Annotated in this window: 14 protein-coding genes; 7 read left to right on the top strand and 7 right to left on the bottom strand. The window is 62.2% G+C overall.

What is annotated here, in order from left to right:
* Nucleotides 1-27: 27 nt before the first annotated feature.
* From ACE04I_RS07190 to ACE04I_RS07170, 5 genes are read right to left on the bottom strand one after another with little or no spacing between them, the layout of a single operon-like run.
* Nucleotides 28-1563, bottom strand: a complete 1536-nt coding sequence (locus ACE04I_RS07190; RefSeq protein WP_487206837.1) for an ABC transporter substrate-binding protein — start codon at nt 1561-1563, stop codon at nt 28-30.
* Between the two features lie 43 nt (nt 1564-1606).
* Complete coding sequence (locus ACE04I_RS07185) at nt 1607-3433, bottom strand: ABC transporter ATP-binding protein (protein ID WP_487206836.1); 1827 nt, start codon at nt 3431-3433, stop codon at nt 1607-1609.
* Nucleotides 3430-5211 (bottom strand): acetyl/propionyl/methylcrotonyl-CoA carboxylase subunit alpha, encoded by a 1782-nt coding sequence (locus ACE04I_RS07180; protein ID WP_046796598.1) that lies wholly within the window; start codon nt 5209-5211, stop codon nt 3430-3432. The genes ACE04I_RS07185 and ACE04I_RS07180 overlap by 4 nt, the downstream gene beginning before the upstream one ends.
* Entirely contained in the window at nt 5208-6815 is a 1608-nt protein-coding gene (gene pxpB / locus ACE04I_RS07175) for a 5-oxoprolinase subunit PxpB (RefSeq protein WP_487206857.1), read from the bottom strand. Before pxpB ends, ACE04I_RS07180 begins: the two co-directional genes overlap by 4 nt.
* Nucleotides 6816-6862: 47 nt before the next feature.
* On the bottom strand, nt 6863-7630 hold the full coding sequence (locus ACE04I_RS07170; protein WP_487206835.1) for a LamB/YcsF family protein: 768 nt from the start codon (nt 7628-7630) through the stop codon (nt 6863-6865).
* Nucleotides 7631-7685: 55 nt separating this feature from the next.
* Here ACE04I_RS07170 and ACE04I_RS07165 point away from each other — a divergent pair, with 55 nt between their 5' ends.
* A complete protein-coding gene (locus ACE04I_RS07165) occupies nt 7686-7820 on the top strand; it encodes a hypothetical protein (protein WP_280950077.1) in 135 nt (44 codons plus the stop codon).
* A gap of 103 nt (nt 7821-7923) precedes the next feature.
* Entirely contained in the window at nt 7924-8598 is a 675-nt protein-coding gene (locus ACE04I_RS07160; protein WP_487206856.1) for a GntR family transcriptional regulator, read from the top strand.
* A gap of 24 nt (nt 8599-8622) precedes the next feature.
* On the opposite strand, the gene nikR is transcribed toward ACE04I_RS07160, so the two are convergent.
* Nucleotides 8623-9021 carry a nickel-responsive transcriptional regulator NikR gene (nikR, locus tag ACE04I_RS07155; protein WP_487206834.1) on the bottom strand — a complete coding sequence of 133 codons (399 nt, stop codon included), beginning with the start codon at nt 9019-9021 and terminating at the stop codon, nt 8623-8625.
* 171 nt (nt 9022-9192) lie between these two features.
* Between nikR and nikA the strand changes: the two genes are divergently transcribed.
* The 5 genes from nikA to nikE are packed head-to-tail and all read left to right on the top strand — an operon-like array spanning nt 9193 to nt 14200.
* Entirely contained in the window at nt 9193-10779 is a 1587-nt protein-coding gene (gene nikA / locus ACE04I_RS07150; RefSeq protein WP_487206833.1) for a nickel ABC transporter substrate-binding protein, read from the top strand.
* 4 nt (nt 10780-10783) lie between these two features.
* Nucleotides 10784-11728: a nickel ABC transporter permease subunit NikB gene (gene nikB / locus ACE04I_RS07145; RefSeq protein ID WP_487206832.1), complete on the top strand. Its 945-nt coding sequence runs from the start codon at nt 10784-10786 to the stop codon at nt 11726-11728.
* A complete protein-coding gene (gene nikC / locus ACE04I_RS07140) occupies nt 11725-12597 on the top strand; it encodes a nickel ABC transporter permease subunit NikC (RefSeq protein WP_487206831.1) in 873 nt (290 codons plus the stop codon). The genes nikB and nikC overlap by 4 nt, the downstream gene beginning before the upstream one ends.
* Nucleotides 12594-13382, top strand: a complete 789-nt coding sequence (gene nikD, locus ACE04I_RS07135; protein ID WP_487206830.1) for a nickel import ATP-binding protein NikD — start codon at nt 12594-12596, stop codon at nt 13380-13382. The genes nikC and nikD overlap by 4 nt, the downstream gene beginning before the upstream one ends.
* Entirely contained in the window at nt 13379-14200 is an 822-nt protein-coding gene (gene nikE, locus ACE04I_RS07130; protein WP_487206829.1) for a nickel import ATP-binding protein NikE, read from the top strand. The genes nikD and nikE overlap by 4 nt, the downstream gene beginning before the upstream one ends.
* Nucleotides 14201-14210: 10 nt before the next feature.
* Here nikE and ACE04I_RS07125 read toward each other — a convergent pair whose 3' ends face one another.
* A complete protein-coding gene (locus ACE04I_RS07125) occupies nt 14211-15227 on the bottom strand; it encodes an AraC family transcriptional regulator (protein ID WP_487206828.1) in 1017 nt (338 codons plus the stop codon).
* Nucleotides 15228-15331: the final 104 nt, after the last annotated feature.

The raw sequence follows: 15331 nt of genomic DNA, 5'->3' as shown, positions 1-15331 counted from the left end.
GTTTAAGCCCCCCACCCGGGTGTCAGATCACTCGACGGTCACATCCGTCAGCTTCATGCGGTTGTCCGGAGGCGCGATGAAACCCTTGACCCGCTTGCTGATGCCGAAGATGGCGTTGGTATTGTAGAGCGGCAGTTCGAGAGCCCGATCGGCAGCGTATTTGGCGACTTCCTTCAGGATCTTCTCGCGCTCGGCGCGATCGGTCAGCGGACGTTGGGACTCCAGGAGCTTGTCGAGCGTCTCGTCCTTGTCGTAAGGGTTCCACTTTTCGCCCGAGTGGTACATCGAATAGGCGGTGTTGTCGTAGTCGAACGTCCAGCCGCCCCATTTCTGCTGGAACATGGCGCCCGTCTTGCCCTGCGGGATGATGTCGTTCAGCAGAACATTGGTCTCATAGGGCTTGATCGTGGCGGTGATGCCGACCATCGACAGGTAGCTGGAGACGACCTGCGCCACTTCGTTCATCGTCGCGTCATTGCCGCGGATATCGATCTGCAGCGTCGCGCCCGGTTTGACGCCGGCTTCGGCGAGAAGCTTCTTGGCGCCTTCCGGATCATAGGGCAGCGGCTTCAGTTCGGGGTCGTAGCCGAAGGACAGCGCGCTCTGGAAGCTCGCGATCTCGGAGGCCTGGCCGGCCAGGATCGACTGAACGATCGTGGCGCGGTCGACGGCCATGATGATCGCCTGGCGCACCTTCGGATCGGCGGTGATGCCGTCACGGGTGTTGAAGCGAAGCGCATCAACGGTCGGGCCGGGAACGCTGAGAACCTCGAGGTTCGAATCGCCTTCGATCACCGGGATCATGCCGATCGGGATGGTCGGCGGGATCACCAGATCGACGCGGCCGGCCTGCAGTTCGGCAACGGCGGTGGCCGGCTCGGTGATGAAGCGGTATTCGAGTTCCGAAAGCTTCGGCGCGCCGCCCCAATAATCCGGGTTCGCCTCCAGCTTGATGTCGGTCTTCGGCGCATAGGACACGAACTTGAACGGTCCCGTACCGACCGGGTGGAGGTTGAAATTGTCCTCACCCTTTTCCTGGATGTATTTCGGCGGAACGATCATTGCGCCGTAGCCGGCAAGCTTGGTCAGCAGCACCGGATCGGGCGCCTTCAGCTTCATGTCGACCGTAAACTCGTCGACGACCTCGACGCTGTCGATCGCGGTATAGTTGGAGCGCTGCGGCCCCTTGACGCCCTGCTCGCCGAGAAGGCGCTCGAAGGTGAACTTTACAGCTTCCGCATTGAAGGGCTCGCCGTTGTGGAACTTGACGTTCTGGCGCAGCTTGAAGCGGATGCGCTTGCCTTCATCCAGCTCTTCCCAGGATTCCGCCAGGCCCGGAACGAGCTTGAGGTCGGGACCGCGATAGGTCAGGCCGTCGAAGATATTGGTCGCGACCGCCGCCCACTGGACGAGGAAGGTATCGACCGGATCCCAGCTGCCGGGATCCTGAGGCGACGAGATGGTCATCTTGCCCGCGGCAAGAGCCGGTGCGGCCGAAAATACAGCACCTGAGATGGCAAGCGCCATGCAGGTGGCTGTCAGTCCCCGTTTGATCGTTTTCATTTCCCTGTTCCTCTTCAGATGAATGCGATTGTTTCTAAGTTTCTCAGGCACTCTTCGCGACGAAATGCCCCGGTTTGATTTCCTCATGCGCCAGGATGGCGGGCTCGTCGCCGACGCGACGGACCGGATTGGGGATTTCGCCCTCGATCAGCGCGGTATTGCGCTCCACGGTCGGGTCGGCGACCGGCACGGCCGAAAGGAGACGGCGCGTGTAATCATGCTGCGGCGTCTCGAACACCTGGGCCCGGCTGCCCATTTCCATGATCTGGCCAAGATAGAGCACCGCGACGCGATGGCTCATCTTTTCCACCACCGCCATGTCATGGCTGATGAAGAGATAGGCCAGACCACGCTCGGCCTGCAGATCCATGAACAGGTTGATGATCTGAGCCTGGATCGACACGTCGAGCGCCGAGAGCGCCTCGTCGGCGATGATGAGCTTCGGATCGGAGGCGAGTGCGCGGGCGATGCAGACGCGCTGACGCTGGCCGCCGGAGAATTCGTGCGGATAGCGATCCGCATGGGCCGAGCTCAGGCCGACCCGTTCCAGCAACTCGTCCACACGCCGGCGCACCGTCTTGCTGCCTGTGATCAGGCCATGCGTGTTGATCGGTTCGGCGATCGAAAAACCAACCGTCTTGCGCGGATCGAGCGAGGCGAAGGGATCCTGGAAGATATATTGCACTTCCTGGCGCATGCGGAACCGCTCCGCCGCCGACATCGACGAATAGGTGCGGCCGTTGAACGAGATCTCGCCGCCCATGGCCGTCTGGAGCTGCTGGATCGTCCGGCCGATCGTGGATTTCCCGGAACCGCTCTCGCCGACCAGAGCCAGCGTTTCGCCGGGATGGATGTCGAAGCTCACCTTCTGCACCGCGCTTAAGCGGTGAGTGGCCTTGCCGAACAGGTTCTTGCGGATATCGAAACGGACGAAGAGGTCCTTTACCGACAGAAGCGGCTTCTCACCGTATTGTGCCGTGTCCTGCACACGCTCTTCTCCGACCACCGTCGGCTCGCCATCCTGCAGCACGGTCAGCGGCATGCGCTTCGGGAACGCTTCGCCGGTCATGCTGCCGAGACGCGGAACGGCAGCCAAAAGCGTGCGGGTATAGGGATGCTGCGGATTGGCGAAGATTTCCCGCACGGGACCTTCCTCGACCTTTCGGCCCTTCCACATGACGACGACATCGTCCGCCATTTCGGCGACGACACCCATGTCATGGGTGATGAAGACCATCGCCATGCCGAGCGTTTTTTGCAGATCCCGCACGATATTGAGGATCTGCGCCTGGATCGTCACATCGAGAGCGGTGGTCGGCTCGTCGGCGATCAGCAGTTTCGGCCGGCAGGCAAGCGCCATGGCAATCATCACGCGCTGGCGCATCCCACCGGACAGCTGATGCGGATAGCGCTTCAGAAGCTCCGCCGAATCCGGCAGACGGACCATGTCGAGCAGCCGCCTGGCTTCCTCGATGGCGGCGGCCTTGCCGAGTTTCTCGTGCAGGACGAGAACCTCGCAGATCTGGTCGCCGATGGTAAAGACCGGATTGAGCGAGGTCATCGGCTCCTGGAAGATCATGGCGACCTCCTTGCCGCGGACCGACCGCATCTCCTTCTGGCTCGCCTGCAACAGGTCTTTCCCGCCGAACATGATGCGACCGCCTGCGAATCTCGCCCCCATCATGTCCGCCAGCCGCATGACCGACAGCGACGTGACGGATTTTCCCGAGCCGGATTCACCGACGATCGCAACCGTTTTGCCCGGTTCGACGGCAAAGGACAGATCCTCAACGACCCGGTTTGCGCCGAACTCGACGCTCAGGCCTTCGACTGACAGAAGCGGCTCGCGTTTGTCCATCGGGTTGATCATACGGGTGCCTCCGGCTTTGCCTGCGCAGTCGGGTTCGAAACGGCATTCCCCTCGCCTGCCGAGATGCGGGCGATGAGCGCGCCGGCTGGCTGGAAGCTGCCGACTTCAGCGAGAATGGTGATGGTACCGGCAGCGGGAGCGGCGACGGTCGTCTCCATCTTCATCGCGTCCATGACCGCAAGCAGGTCTCCCTTTTCGATAAAGGCGCCATTGGCAACATTCCACTGAACGAGCGTGCCGGGAACCGGCGCATGAATTGCACCTGGATCGCTTTCGTCGGATTCGACCTCCGGCGCGATCTGTTGCGGCACCTGCCCCAGCAGCCGCAGGAAAGCATCCGGAATGCCAAGCTCAACGAGCCTGCCGTCGATCTCGACGCGACCGCGTAGCAGAGGTCTCTCGGCAGGCGGGGCCGATCGAGCCGCGGTTTCCAGAGTTTCCGCAAAGTCCGTCTCGATCCATCGGGTATGGACTCCGAAGTCGTCCCCGGAAAAATCGGGATGGTCGAGCACGGCGCGATGGAAGGGCAGTACGGATGGCACGCCGACGATTACGAACTCACCGAGCGCGCGGCGCGCACGGGCGATGGCCTGGCTGCGCGTTGCCCCCCAGACGATCAGCTTGGCGATGAGGGAATCGAACATCGGCGGAACCGCCGATCCGTTCGCCACGCCGGAATCCAGTCTTATTCCCGGACCGGAAGGTGCAGAAAACTGCGTGATGTCACCGGCGGACGGAAGAAAACCGCGGCCCGGATCCTCGATATTGATGCGGAACTCGATCGCATGACCGCGCGGCTCCGGCATCTCGGTGACGCTCAGCGGCAGCCCGTCGGCGATGCGGAACTGCTCGATGACGAGATCGAGCCCGGTCGTTTCCTCGGTGACCGGATGCTCGACCTGAAGACGGGTATTGACCTCCAGGAAAGAGATCACACCATCGGCGCTCAGCAGGAACTCCACCGTGCCTGCCCCGGTATAGCCCGCCTCGGCGCAGATATCGCGCGCAGCCTGGTGGATCTTCTCCCGCTGCTCGGATGACAGGAAGGGTGCCGGCGCCTCCTCGACAAGTTTCTGGTTGCGGCGCTGCAGGGAACAATCGCGCGTACCGACAACCACGACATTGCCATGGCGATCCGCAAGCACCTGCGCTTCGATATGCCGGGGGCGGTCGAGAAACTGCTCGACGAAGCATTCGCCGCGGCCGAAGGCGGCCACCGCCTCGCGGGTCGCCGAGTCGAAAAGCTCTTCCACCTCATCGAAATCGCGGGCGATCTTCAGCCCGCGCCCACCGCCGCCATGCGCCGCCTTGATGGCGATCGGCAGTCCGAATTTTTTCGCGAAGGCCAGCGCTTCGGTGGGGGACGCAATTGCACCATCCGAACCGGCGACCAACGGAGCGCCGACCTTCTGGGCAATGGCACGTGCCCTGAGCTTGTCGCCGAGCGCCTCGATGACCTCCGGCTCCGGGCCGATCCAGGTCAGGCCGGCATCGATCACGGCTCTGGCGAACTCGGCGCGCTCGGAAAGAAACCCGTAGCCGGGATGCACGGCATCGGCGCCGCAGCGGCGGGCGATATCGATGAGCTTTCCGATGTCGAGATATGTGTCCCTGGCGCTTGCGCCTTTCAGCGCATAGGCTTCGTCCGCCTGGGCGACGAAGAGAGCGTCCGCATCGGCATCGGCATAGACCGCCACGGAGGCGAGGCCATAATCCTTGCAGGCCCGGATGATCCGAACCGCGATTTCACCGCGGTTTGCAATCAGAACCTTCTTCATTTCTGCTTTCCTGGAATGAACCGGGCGGCGAAGCGGCTGGTCGCGTTGAAGCGAATGCGCGCGCCTACGGGAATTTGCCCGGCGAGATCGAGATGATGCCCTGCGACATTGGCGATGACCGGATAGCCGCCGGTCAGCGGATGATCGGCGAGGAACAGAACCAGCTGGCCGTTGGCCGGCACCTGAATGGCGCCCCTGACGGTCGCCTCGCTCGGCAATTCGTCATGGTTCCTGCGTTCCAGCGCTTCGCCCTGCAGCCGGATGCCAACGCGGCTCGACTGCGGCGTGACGGTCCATTCCTGGCGCAGGAACGCTTCGACCGCCTCCGCCGTGAACCAATCCGTTCTCGGCCCCATGACCACGTCCAGCACCACGGTCTCGCCGGCTCGCGGCATATTGAAAGCGGGCAGTTCATCGGTCGAGACGACCGACCCCGCGGGAGCGGGCAGAACCGGGACGATATCACCGGGCGCGGGAGCGGCCGGACCGATCTGCGCCAGGACATCGGTCGAAGCGCTGCCGAGGACCGGCGTCACATCAAATCCGCCCCGCATGGAAAGATAGGAGCGCATGCCGGCAGGTGGTGTTCCAAGCAGAACCATGTCGCCATCGTCGAGCGCAACGGCTTTGCCATGGGGAGCCGCTATCCTGGCGCCCTGCCTATCGGTGATCGAGATGGACAAGGGGGCGCCGGTCACGGCCATGACACCGTGGCCGCGCATTTTGAAGCCGAAGCCGCCCAAGGATATTTCGAGCGCGGCATGGCCCGCCGGATTGCCGACCAGACGATTGGCCGCCTTCAGGCTGCCCCGATCGACCGCACCGGACATGCTGACGCCCTGGCTCGCCTGACCCGGCCGCCCGAGATCCTGGAATAGGATAGGCAGGCCGACGGCGGTGATCTCGATCGCGGCCTTCGTAACATCCACATATTCCAGCGACGCCTCGGCTTTCGCAGCCTTGGGCGATGTCGCGATCTCGTATGGCTTGTCCATGGAGATGTCGCGGAAGCGGACACGGCCTCCCGGCTGGAGGAGCGAGGCCGGCGTTCGGTCGACGTCGAACATCACGAGCGGCGTGGTGCCAATCAACTGCCAGCCCCCAGGGCTCGCCTTCGGATAGACGCCGCTGAATTCCCCGGCAAGACCGACCGATCCGGCCGGGACCCGTGTGCGGGGCGATGCGCGCCGCGGCACCGTCAGACGCCGATCGCCACCCGCCAGATAGGCAAAACCCGGCGCAAACCCGGTGAATGCCACAAGGTATTCGCCCCCTGTATGGAGGCGTACGACCTCATCGACTCTCATGTTCAACATGTTCGCGATTTCGGGCAAATCCTCGCCATCGTAGCGGACCGGTATCTCGACCAGCGCACCGGAGGCTGCCTTGCGCTCGCCGCCGGCCAAGGCCGCGATTGCCTTGGTCAAAGCCTCGGCTGAAATCCCATTGGTATCGAAGGAGACAAGCAAAGTGCGGGCAGCCGGGACAATCTCCCGGATACCTGCGATCGGATTGTCGTGCAGCGCGTCGAACAGAGCCAAGGTTTCGCCGAGGTCCGCCAGTTCGATAAGCATGCTGTCCGCCCGGACAGGCAGGATGCGCATCGACGTATCGCGGGACTGGGCAAGAGTTGCGGCCTGCATGGCTTTGTTCAGATCCCACTCGCAAAAGATCGAATGACAAGGCCGGATTCTTCGAGCACGGCCCGCAGGCGACGCGCAATGGCGACCGCTTCCGGATTGTCGCCGTGGACGCAGATCGTCTGCGCGTCGATCTTGGCCAGTTTGCCGTCGATGGATTCCACAACGCCCTCCCTGACCATGCGCACCATGCGCTGGGCCACGAGTTCGGGATCATGCAGAACGGCGCCCTTTTCCCGGCGCGACACCAGATTGCCCTCAGCCGTATAGGCGCGGTCCGCGAAGGCTTCGGCGACGACCGCAAGCCCGGCGGCGCGTGCCTTTGCGATGAGCGGCGAGCCGGCAAGCGCGACCAGCATCAGGTCGGGATCGACAGCAAGGATCGCGGCAATCACATCGCCGGCCTGGCGCGGATCGAGCGCGATCGTGTTGTAGAGCGCGCCATGCGGTTTCACATAGGTGACGCGCGTGCCAGCGGCCTGCGCCAATCCCGTAAGCGCGCCGATCTGATAGATCACGTCGCCGATCAGCTCTTCGCTGGTCGGGTCCATATTACGGCGCCCGAAGCCTGCAAGATCGCGATAACCGACATGAGCTCCAACCGCCACGCCGCGCTCGGCCGCCGCCTTGAGGGTGTTCAGAATGCCAGCGGGATCGCCGGCATGAAAGCCGCAGGCGATATTAGCGCTGCTCACCACATCGAGCATGGCGCCATCGTCGCCCATCTTCCAGGCGCCGAAGCTTTCACCCAAATCGCTGTTGAGGTCGATCGTAAGCATGAAAATAGGACCATTCTCCCAAAAGGTCTTGAAACGCTATCAAAGGAGAACAATCATGTCTATAGTGTTGAACAATCAAGCTGCATTGCTCGACAAAACGTCACGTGCATCGAAAATGGGCATGAATGGACATCAGCACGAATTAACTCGTCCCCCGCCGTTTCATGGCGGCATTTCGCTTGTTGCCTGACGCAAAGCACTTTACCGGAGGCGGTAAGACCTTATCAGAGGAAGGGGAATCGGGCTTGGCCGTACGCAGACCACAGCGAGACGAGACGAAACCCTCCCGCCAATTGGAGGTCGCGGGCGCGCGCGGACCTGAACCGGTTCAGACCCTGGCCGAGACAGTCGCGGCCCGCATTCGCGAGCAGGTCATTTCCGGCATGCTGACGCCGGGCAGCCATCTTTCCGAATTGACATTGAGCGAGGAACTGCAGGTATCGCGCAACACGTTGCGCGAAGTCTTCCGGCTGCTCACCAAGGAAGGCCTGCTGCGCTACGAAGCCAACCGAGGCGTGTTTGTTTCGACCCCCAGCATGTCGACGATCATCGACATCTACCGGGTACGGCGCTTTATCGAATGTTCGGCAATGGCGCAGGCGCATCCCCGTCATCCGGGAGCGCGTAATATGCGCGCCGCGGTCGAGACTGCCCATCACTGCCGGGAGGCCCGTGACTGGCTCGGCGTCGGCAGCGCCGACATCGCCTTTCACGCCGCCGTCGTCGAACTGGCCGACAGCCCCCGGCTTTCAAGCTTCTATGCACAGATCTCGCTGGAGCTGAGGCTCGTCTTCGGCCTGCTTCAGGACCCGGAATTCCTCCATGGTCCGTTCATCGATCAGAATCTGACAATCCTCACCGAACTGGAGAACGGCAGGTCGGCCGTCGCGACGGAGATGCTGGAAGCCTATCTCCTGCGGGCCGAGCGCTTCATCCTCGGCGCCTATGCGCGGATCGCCGAGAGGTGAAGCGGGGCGGCAAAGTCCGTGCCGCTACAGCGGCAAGAGCGCAAGCGACCCGTGGGTCACGTGCCGTTCCGCCCTCACATGATCGGCGAAGTGGCGAACCTCGTCCGTCTTGCCCTTGAGAACGCTGACTTCAAGGCAGCGCTGCTGATCGAGATGGACATGCATGCTCGCGACCGAAAGGTCGTGATGATCGTGGAAAGTATTGGTCAGCCGCCTGGCAAGATCCCGGGCATGATGGTCGTAGGTATAGCTCAAGACCCCGACGCAGCTTTCCATTCGGCCTTCCTCGAGCGAGGCCTGTTGCAAACCGGCGCGCGCGAGATCCCTGAGCGCCTCGGAGCGGTTCTGGTAGCCTCTGGCGTCAATCATCCTGTCCAGTTCGGCCATGAGGTCGTCATCGATGGTGATCGTAATCCGCTGCACAGCCAATCCTTCCAGACAGAAAACCTAACATGATCCGACGGTTCTGGCCTGCTCTCTGGCCTTTGTCCAGACGATTTACGGCATATGGCGTATGTGCGGATTGACGATATGCAAGTATGATGTTTTCTCAAAAATCACATACCCGTTCGCTGTTCGTCAAAGAGCATTTTCATGTGGAAGAATAAGCTGCAACGGCTGGTGCTGACGCTCGTGCTGGTGCTGTCACCTGCCCTGTCGGCGTCCGATGCTTTCTCCGGACAGAAACTGACCTTCTCTTGGCCGGTGAATGTCGGGCCGCTCAACCCGCACCTCTACTCCCCCAACCAGATGTTCGCGCAGGCCATGGTCTACGAGCCGCTGGTGCGATACCAGGCAGACGGAACGGTCGGGCCATGGCTTGCTACATCATGGGATGTCTCGGGCGACGGGAAGACATACATCTTCAAGCTTCGGGAAGACGTCCGCTTCTCCAACGGTGAGGTATTCGACGCGGCCGCGGCCAAAGCCAATATCGATGCGGTGCTGGCAAACCGCGCCCGCCATGGCTGGCTGGACTTGGCGAACCAGATCGTTTCCGCCGAGGTGGTGGATCCCCATCGCCTGAAACTGACACTCATGCATGCCTATTACCCGCTGCTGCAGGAATTGGCCCTGCCGCGTCCCTTCCGCTTCATCGCTCCGTCGCAGTTCAAGAACGGGGGGACGGCGGACGGGATCGTCGAGCCGATCGGCACCGGCCCCTGGAAGCTAACGGAAACCTCGCTCGGAGAGCGGGACGTCTTCGAACGCAACGACAGCTATTGGGGCAACAAGCCCGCTTACGACGAGGTGACGGTGAAGGTCGTCCCCGACCCGAATACCCGCGCCATCGCATTAGAGACCGGCGAGATCGACCTCATCTACGGTGTTGACGGCCCGATTTCACCCGATACGTTCGAACGATTCCGCCAGATGGGGACGTATTCGGCGGAATTGTCGGAACCGCTGGAAACGCGCCTGCTTGCGATCAACACCAATCGCGGCCCGACGCGGGATCTCGCCGTTCGCAAGGCCATCAATCACGCCGTCGACAAGGACATGATGATCGCGACCGTGCTCCACGGAACGCAAAAGCGGGCCGATACCCTCTTCGCCGGCAACGTTCCCTATGCGGATATCCGCCTTCAACCTTATGTCCATGACCCGGCATTGGCGGCCCGGCTCCTCGATGACGCTGGATGGCTGGCGAAAACCGGCAAAGGCACCCGCGAGAAGAACGGTGAGCCGCTCACGGTCGAATTGTGCTTCACCGGCACGGATGCCGTCAGCAAATCCATGGCCGAGATCATCCAGGCTGATCTCAGCGAAGTCGGCATCGACGTGCGCCTTGTCGGCGAGGAGGAGAGCAGCATCTACGCCCGCCAGCGCGACGGCCGCTTCGGACTGATCTTCAACAGGACGTGGGGCGCACCCTATGATCCCCATGCCTTCGTCAGCTCGATGCGCGTTCCCTCCCATGCGGATTATCAGGCGCAACTGGGCCTGCTGGACAAGGCTGAAATCGACGAAAAAATCGGCAAGGTCCTGATCTCGACCGACGAAACGGTTCGCCGGGAACTCTACAGGGATATTCTGACGCGCCTTCACGAAGAAGCGGTCTACCTGCCCCTCACCCATGTGAGCGCGATCGCCGTCGCCAGGAAGAAGCTTGGGAAGATCCCGTTCGCAGCGACGTCCAGCGAGATCCCGTTCGAACTCTTCGAACCGAAGGCGGACTGACCCCATGCTTGCCTTCATCGTCCGCCGACTGCTCCTCCTCGTCCCCATGCTGCTTGCAGCCTCGATCGTCATCTTCCTGATGCTCAGGCTCGGGCCGAGCGACCCGGCAATGGATTATCTGAGACTGTCGAAAGTGCCCCCGACACAGGAAGCTCTCGAAACCGCGCGCCGGATGCTCGGGCTCGACCTGCCCATTGTAAGCCAATATCTCGATTGGCTGGGCAAGGCGCTGACGCTCGATTTCGGGACGTCCTACGCCACCCAGAGGCCGGTTCTCCCGGATCTCATCCATTACCTTCCGGCGACGCTGCAGCTTGCGGGCTCAGCACTTGCTTTGACTTTGGCGCTCTCCATTCCCATGGGCATGTGGGCGGCCCGCCACCGCGAGGGTTGGCTGGATCAGGTCGTCCGACTGGTCGCATTCGTCGGCGTCTCAATGCCGAATTTCTGGCTCGGCTTCCTGCTCGTTCTTGTCTTTTCGGTGCATCTCGGCTGGTTGCCACCGATGGGCCGTGGCGGTCTGGCGCATCTCGTCATGCCGGTAGTGGCGATCTCCTTCATGTCCCTGTCGATCAATGCGCGCCTCTTGCGGGCGAGCATGCTGGAAGCGGCCGGGCAGAGGCATGTGCGTTACGCCCGCCTGAGGGGATTGTCCGAGAACAGGATCGAACGGGCGCATATCTTGCGCAATGCGTGGCTGCCGATCATCACTGCAATGGGCATGCATGTCGGCGAACTGATCGGCGGAACGCTCGTCATCGAAAGCATATTCGGCTGGCCGGGCGTCGGCCGCTATGCCGTCTCGGCGATCATGAACAGAGATTATCCCGTCATCCAGTGCTTCACGCTGGCGATGGTGACGATCTTCGTCATCTGCAACCTGATCGTGGATATTGTTTATGCGTGGGCAGACCCGAGAATCCGCCTGGCGGGGGAGGACGCGGCGTGACGGATGCGGTTCAGCCGATCGCCAAATCTCAGGAAACGGGATTTCACCTGCCGCGCCGCTGGCCGGTTCGGCTTGCCTGCCTCGTCTTGCTCCTGCTTGCCGTTGCGGCCGTGGCCGGTCCTTGGATCTCTCCTTATCATCCCGACCAGATGGAACTGGCGCGCCGGCTTCAGCCTCCGGGCTCCGATCACTGGTTCGGCACCGATCACCTCGGGCGCGATATCCTTTCCCGTCTCATCGCCGGGGTGCGGGTTTCCCTCGGATCAGTGGCGGTCACGCTCGGACTCATCCTGACGCTGGGGATCGTCATCGGCGGAATAGCGGGGTTTGCCGGCGGTCGGGCCGACCGGTTCATCATGCGTGTCGCCGATGTCTTCCTGACCTTCCCGACGCTGGTTCTGGCGCTGTTCATGATCGGCGTGCTCGGCACCGGCCTGGTCAACGTCATCGTGGCGATCGCCCTGTCCCACTGGGCCTGGTATGCGCGCATAGTTCGCGGCATCGTCCTTTCGCTTCGCCACCGCGAATTCCTCCTTGCCGCCAGATTGAGCGGCGCGGGCCCGGTCCGGACCTTCATTGAACATCTTCTGCCGGCGACCTTTTCCCAACTGGTCGTGCTGGCGACACTCGATATCGGCCATATCATGCTGCACGTGTCGGGACTTTCCTTCCTCGGCCTCGGGATCGCACCGCCGACAGCCGAATGGGGCGTGATGATCAGCGACGCCCGCCAGTTCGTCTGGACGGCGCCACTGCTGATCCTCTGGCCGGGCCTCGCCCTGTTCGTCAGCGTCACCGCCTTCAACATCCTTGGCGACGCCCTGCGCGACCGCCTCGATCCGCACCTCAAGGCGGAGCACGGCCATTGATCGGAGAAACCCTTTCCATAGAAAACCTGAGCGTCGCAACGCTCGTCGGCAGCGAGCCGCGCATGCTCGTGGACGGCCTGTCCCTGACCATCCGCCGCGGGCGGATATCAGCGCTCGTCGGCGCGAGCGGCTCGGGAAAATCCATGACCTGTTCGGCCGCGCTCGGCGTCTTGCCTCCGGGCGTCAATCTTGCGTCCGGGCGGGTCACTGTCGACGGCATGGCGCGGGAGGCTGCGACACTTCGCGGTCGCCACGTCGCCACGATCATGCAGAACCCCCGCAGCGCGTTCAATCCCGTGCGGACAATGCGCGATCACGCCGTCGAGACGCTGAAGGCGCTCGGACGGTTTGGATCCGATGCCGCAGATCGCATCGAAGCCAGCATGGTCGCGGTCGGCCTCGACGACGTAAAACACGTTCTCGGTCTGCACGCGTTCGAGATGAGCGGCGGAATGCTGCAGCGGATGATGATCGCACTCGCCTTGCTGAGCGAGGCGCCGTTTCTCTTTGCCGACGAACCGACGACCGATCTCGATCTCGTCGTCCAGCTTCGTGTTCTGGAATTGCTGGACCGGCTGGTGGAAGAGCGAAACCTCGGCGTTTTGCTGGTCACCCACGACATGGGTGTGGTCGCAAGGCTCGCCGATGAGGTCGTGGTGCTGGATCAGGGGCGGGTCGTGGAGCAGGCCCCTGTCATGGACATATTCCAGGCTCCTCGCCACCACGTCACCCGCATGCTGGTGCGGGCGCATCTTTCCCTTTACGGCATGGAATTGGAAGCATGAGCCTGATCAGCGCCGTCGATATCGGCAAGACCTACCAGACCCACTCGCTCCTTGGGCGTGGCATCCGCAAACAGGTTCTCGAAAACATCTCCTTCGCCATCAAAGAGGGCGAGACCGTTGCCCTCCTCGGACGCAGCGGTTGCGGCAAGAGTACGCTCGCGCGGCTGCTCGTCGGCCTGGAGCAGCCGAGCTCGGGTAAGGTGCTTTATCGCGGCCGATCCATCAATGCTTTGCGCCGCCGGGAAACCCAGGGGTTCCGGTGCAATGTCCAGCTCGTATTTCAGGACTCGCCGGGAGCCGTGAATGGGCGCTTTACCGTTCGGGCCATCATCTGCGAGCCGCTGAGGCATCTGACCGCACTCGACCAAACCGGGCGCGAGGCGCGCGTGCGGGAAGTGCTGGAAATGGCAGAACTGCCGGCAAATATCGCCGACATGCTGCCTTCGCAGGTCAGCGGCGGCCAGTTGCAGCGCGTCTGCCTCGCGCGAGCGCTGGCGGTGAACCCAAAGCTGGTCATCCTTGACGAGGCGCTGTCCAATCTGGATACCCATCTCCAGGCATCCGCGCTTGCCCTTCTCGCGAAGCTTCAGCGCGACAACGGTACGGCATATCTGTTCGTCACCCATGATCTGAGGCTGGCGAGGCGTTTCGCGTCCCGCTGCCTTGTCATGGACGAAGGCCGGATCGTCGAGGAACTTCCAACCGCTGCCCTTGAGGACATGCGGCATCCGGCTTCGCGGCTTCTAAGGGATGCCGTATTGCCTCCAATGCCGGCCGTACGGCAGCTTCGTGGAAGAGCTTCACTCCCGCTCGAATAAACTCTCACCCTTAACGTAGCGATGTGGGCGCGTAACCAAACCTCTTTTTGAAAGCGTTCGAAAAATACTGGCTCGAATTGAAGCCGCATGTGAACGCGATTTCCGTCACGCTGGTCTCTTGAGCCGCCTGCAGCAGGCGGGACGCCTGCTCCAGACGCAGATGCTGCAGATACTGGCGCGGCGTCATGTTGGTCAGCTTCTTGCAGTAGTCGGCAAAGCGCGTGCGTGAAAGACCGCATTCTTCCGCCATTCCGTCAAGCGTCCAGTCCTCATCGAGAGCATGGGCAAGACGGCGAAGAAAGATCGCTACCGTATGCTGTGACGTCGAAAGGTCCGGATCGAGTTCCGGAGCCTGTTCCCTCATGCGGTCGATCAGGCTCAACATCAACGAATTTATCGCGACCTTCAGGCGCGTTTCGCCCTCCTCGGGGCTGCGATCAAGCAGGATCGCCGGAATAGCCTCGAAGGCGCGGCAAAGCTCGGCGCCGCCATCCCAGACGGGCTGATTGTTCTGCCTCAGGACATCACCGAGCCTGTCGGCCTCGTCCTTGGAGAAGACAAGCCATTCGGGCCAATCCGGCGCCTCGCTTGGCCGCCGCAATCCCGCATCGAGGATGATCCAGAGCAGCCGGCTGGGGCCGACATTAGGGTTTCCAATGGAATGGAGCTGCCAGGGACGGATGATGATGAACTGCCCCTGGCGAAGCGCGTAATTCTTGTCGTCGACCACCAGTTCAAGGCTTCCTCGCGCTAGGTAGGCGATCTTGAATCCCTCGTTGCAATGTCGCCCAAGACCCCAGGACTGGTTCTGCCGCGCATCCCAGAAACCGACGGTCCGAATGCCCGGCAGGCGCTCGCCAAGCGAAATTCCGGGGTAGTTGCCGCGCGTCCAGGCATGCAGCTCGACCTCGCCGCGCTTGGCTGCCGCCTGAAGCTCCCTGCAATTGTCCGCATACATGGCTGAGCCCGGCTGACGAAACACCGACGGGCGACAATTCGACTGAGGTACTACGATGTGCTTGTTCATGCCCTGCGCCTCCCAACACAAAACGATTTAAGAAATTTACCACTGTTCTCCGCCGCAAGCACGAACGAGTCAAGTCTGCCATTCTAGTCTCCGTCGCGGACAGT

It is taken from the genome of Rhizobium moroccans, from assembly GCF_057559155.1.
This window is presented reverse-complemented; position numbering and strand designations above follow the sequence as displayed.

Excerpts from the sequence above, each read along its gene's own strand:
- ACE04I_RS07165 (WP_280950077.1), top strand. The coding sequence starts at position 7,686 with ATGTCTATAGTGTTGAACAATCAAGCTGCATTGCTCGACAAAACGTCA.
- nikE (WP_487206829.1), top strand. The coding sequence starts at position 13,379 with ATGAGCCTGATCAGCGCCGTCGATATCGGCAAGACCTACCAGACCCAC.
- ACE04I_RS07190 (WP_487206837.1), bottom strand. The coding sequence starts at position 1,563 with ATGAAAACGATCAAACGGGGACTGACAGCCACCTGCATGGCGCTTGCC.
- ACE04I_RS07180 (WP_046796598.1), bottom strand. The coding sequence starts at position 5,211 with ATGAAGAAGGTTCTGATTGCAAACCGCGGTGAAATCGCGGTTCGGATC.
- ACE04I_RS07170 (WP_487206835.1), bottom strand. The coding sequence starts at position 7,630 with ATGCTTACGATCGACCTCAACAGCGATTTGGGTGAAAGCTTCGGCGCC.
- nikA (WP_487206833.1), top strand. The coding sequence starts at position 9,193 with ATGTGGAAGAATAAGCTGCAACGGCTGGTGCTGACGCTCGTGCTGGTG.
- pxpB (WP_487206857.1), bottom strand. The coding sequence starts at position 6,815 with ATGCGCATCCTGCCTGTCCGGGCGGACAGCATGCTTATCGAACTGGCG.
- ACE04I_RS07125 (WP_487206828.1), bottom strand. The coding sequence starts at position 15,227 with ATGAACAAGCACATCGTAGTACCTCAGTCGAATTGTCGCCCGTCGGTG.
- ACE04I_RS07185 (WP_487206836.1), bottom strand. The coding sequence starts at position 3,433 with ATGATCAACCCGATGGACAAACGCGAGCCGCTTCTGTCAGTCGAAGGC.
- nikB (WP_487206832.1), top strand. The coding sequence starts at position 10,784 with ATGCTTGCCTTCATCGTCCGCCGACTGCTCCTCCTCGTCCCCATGCTG.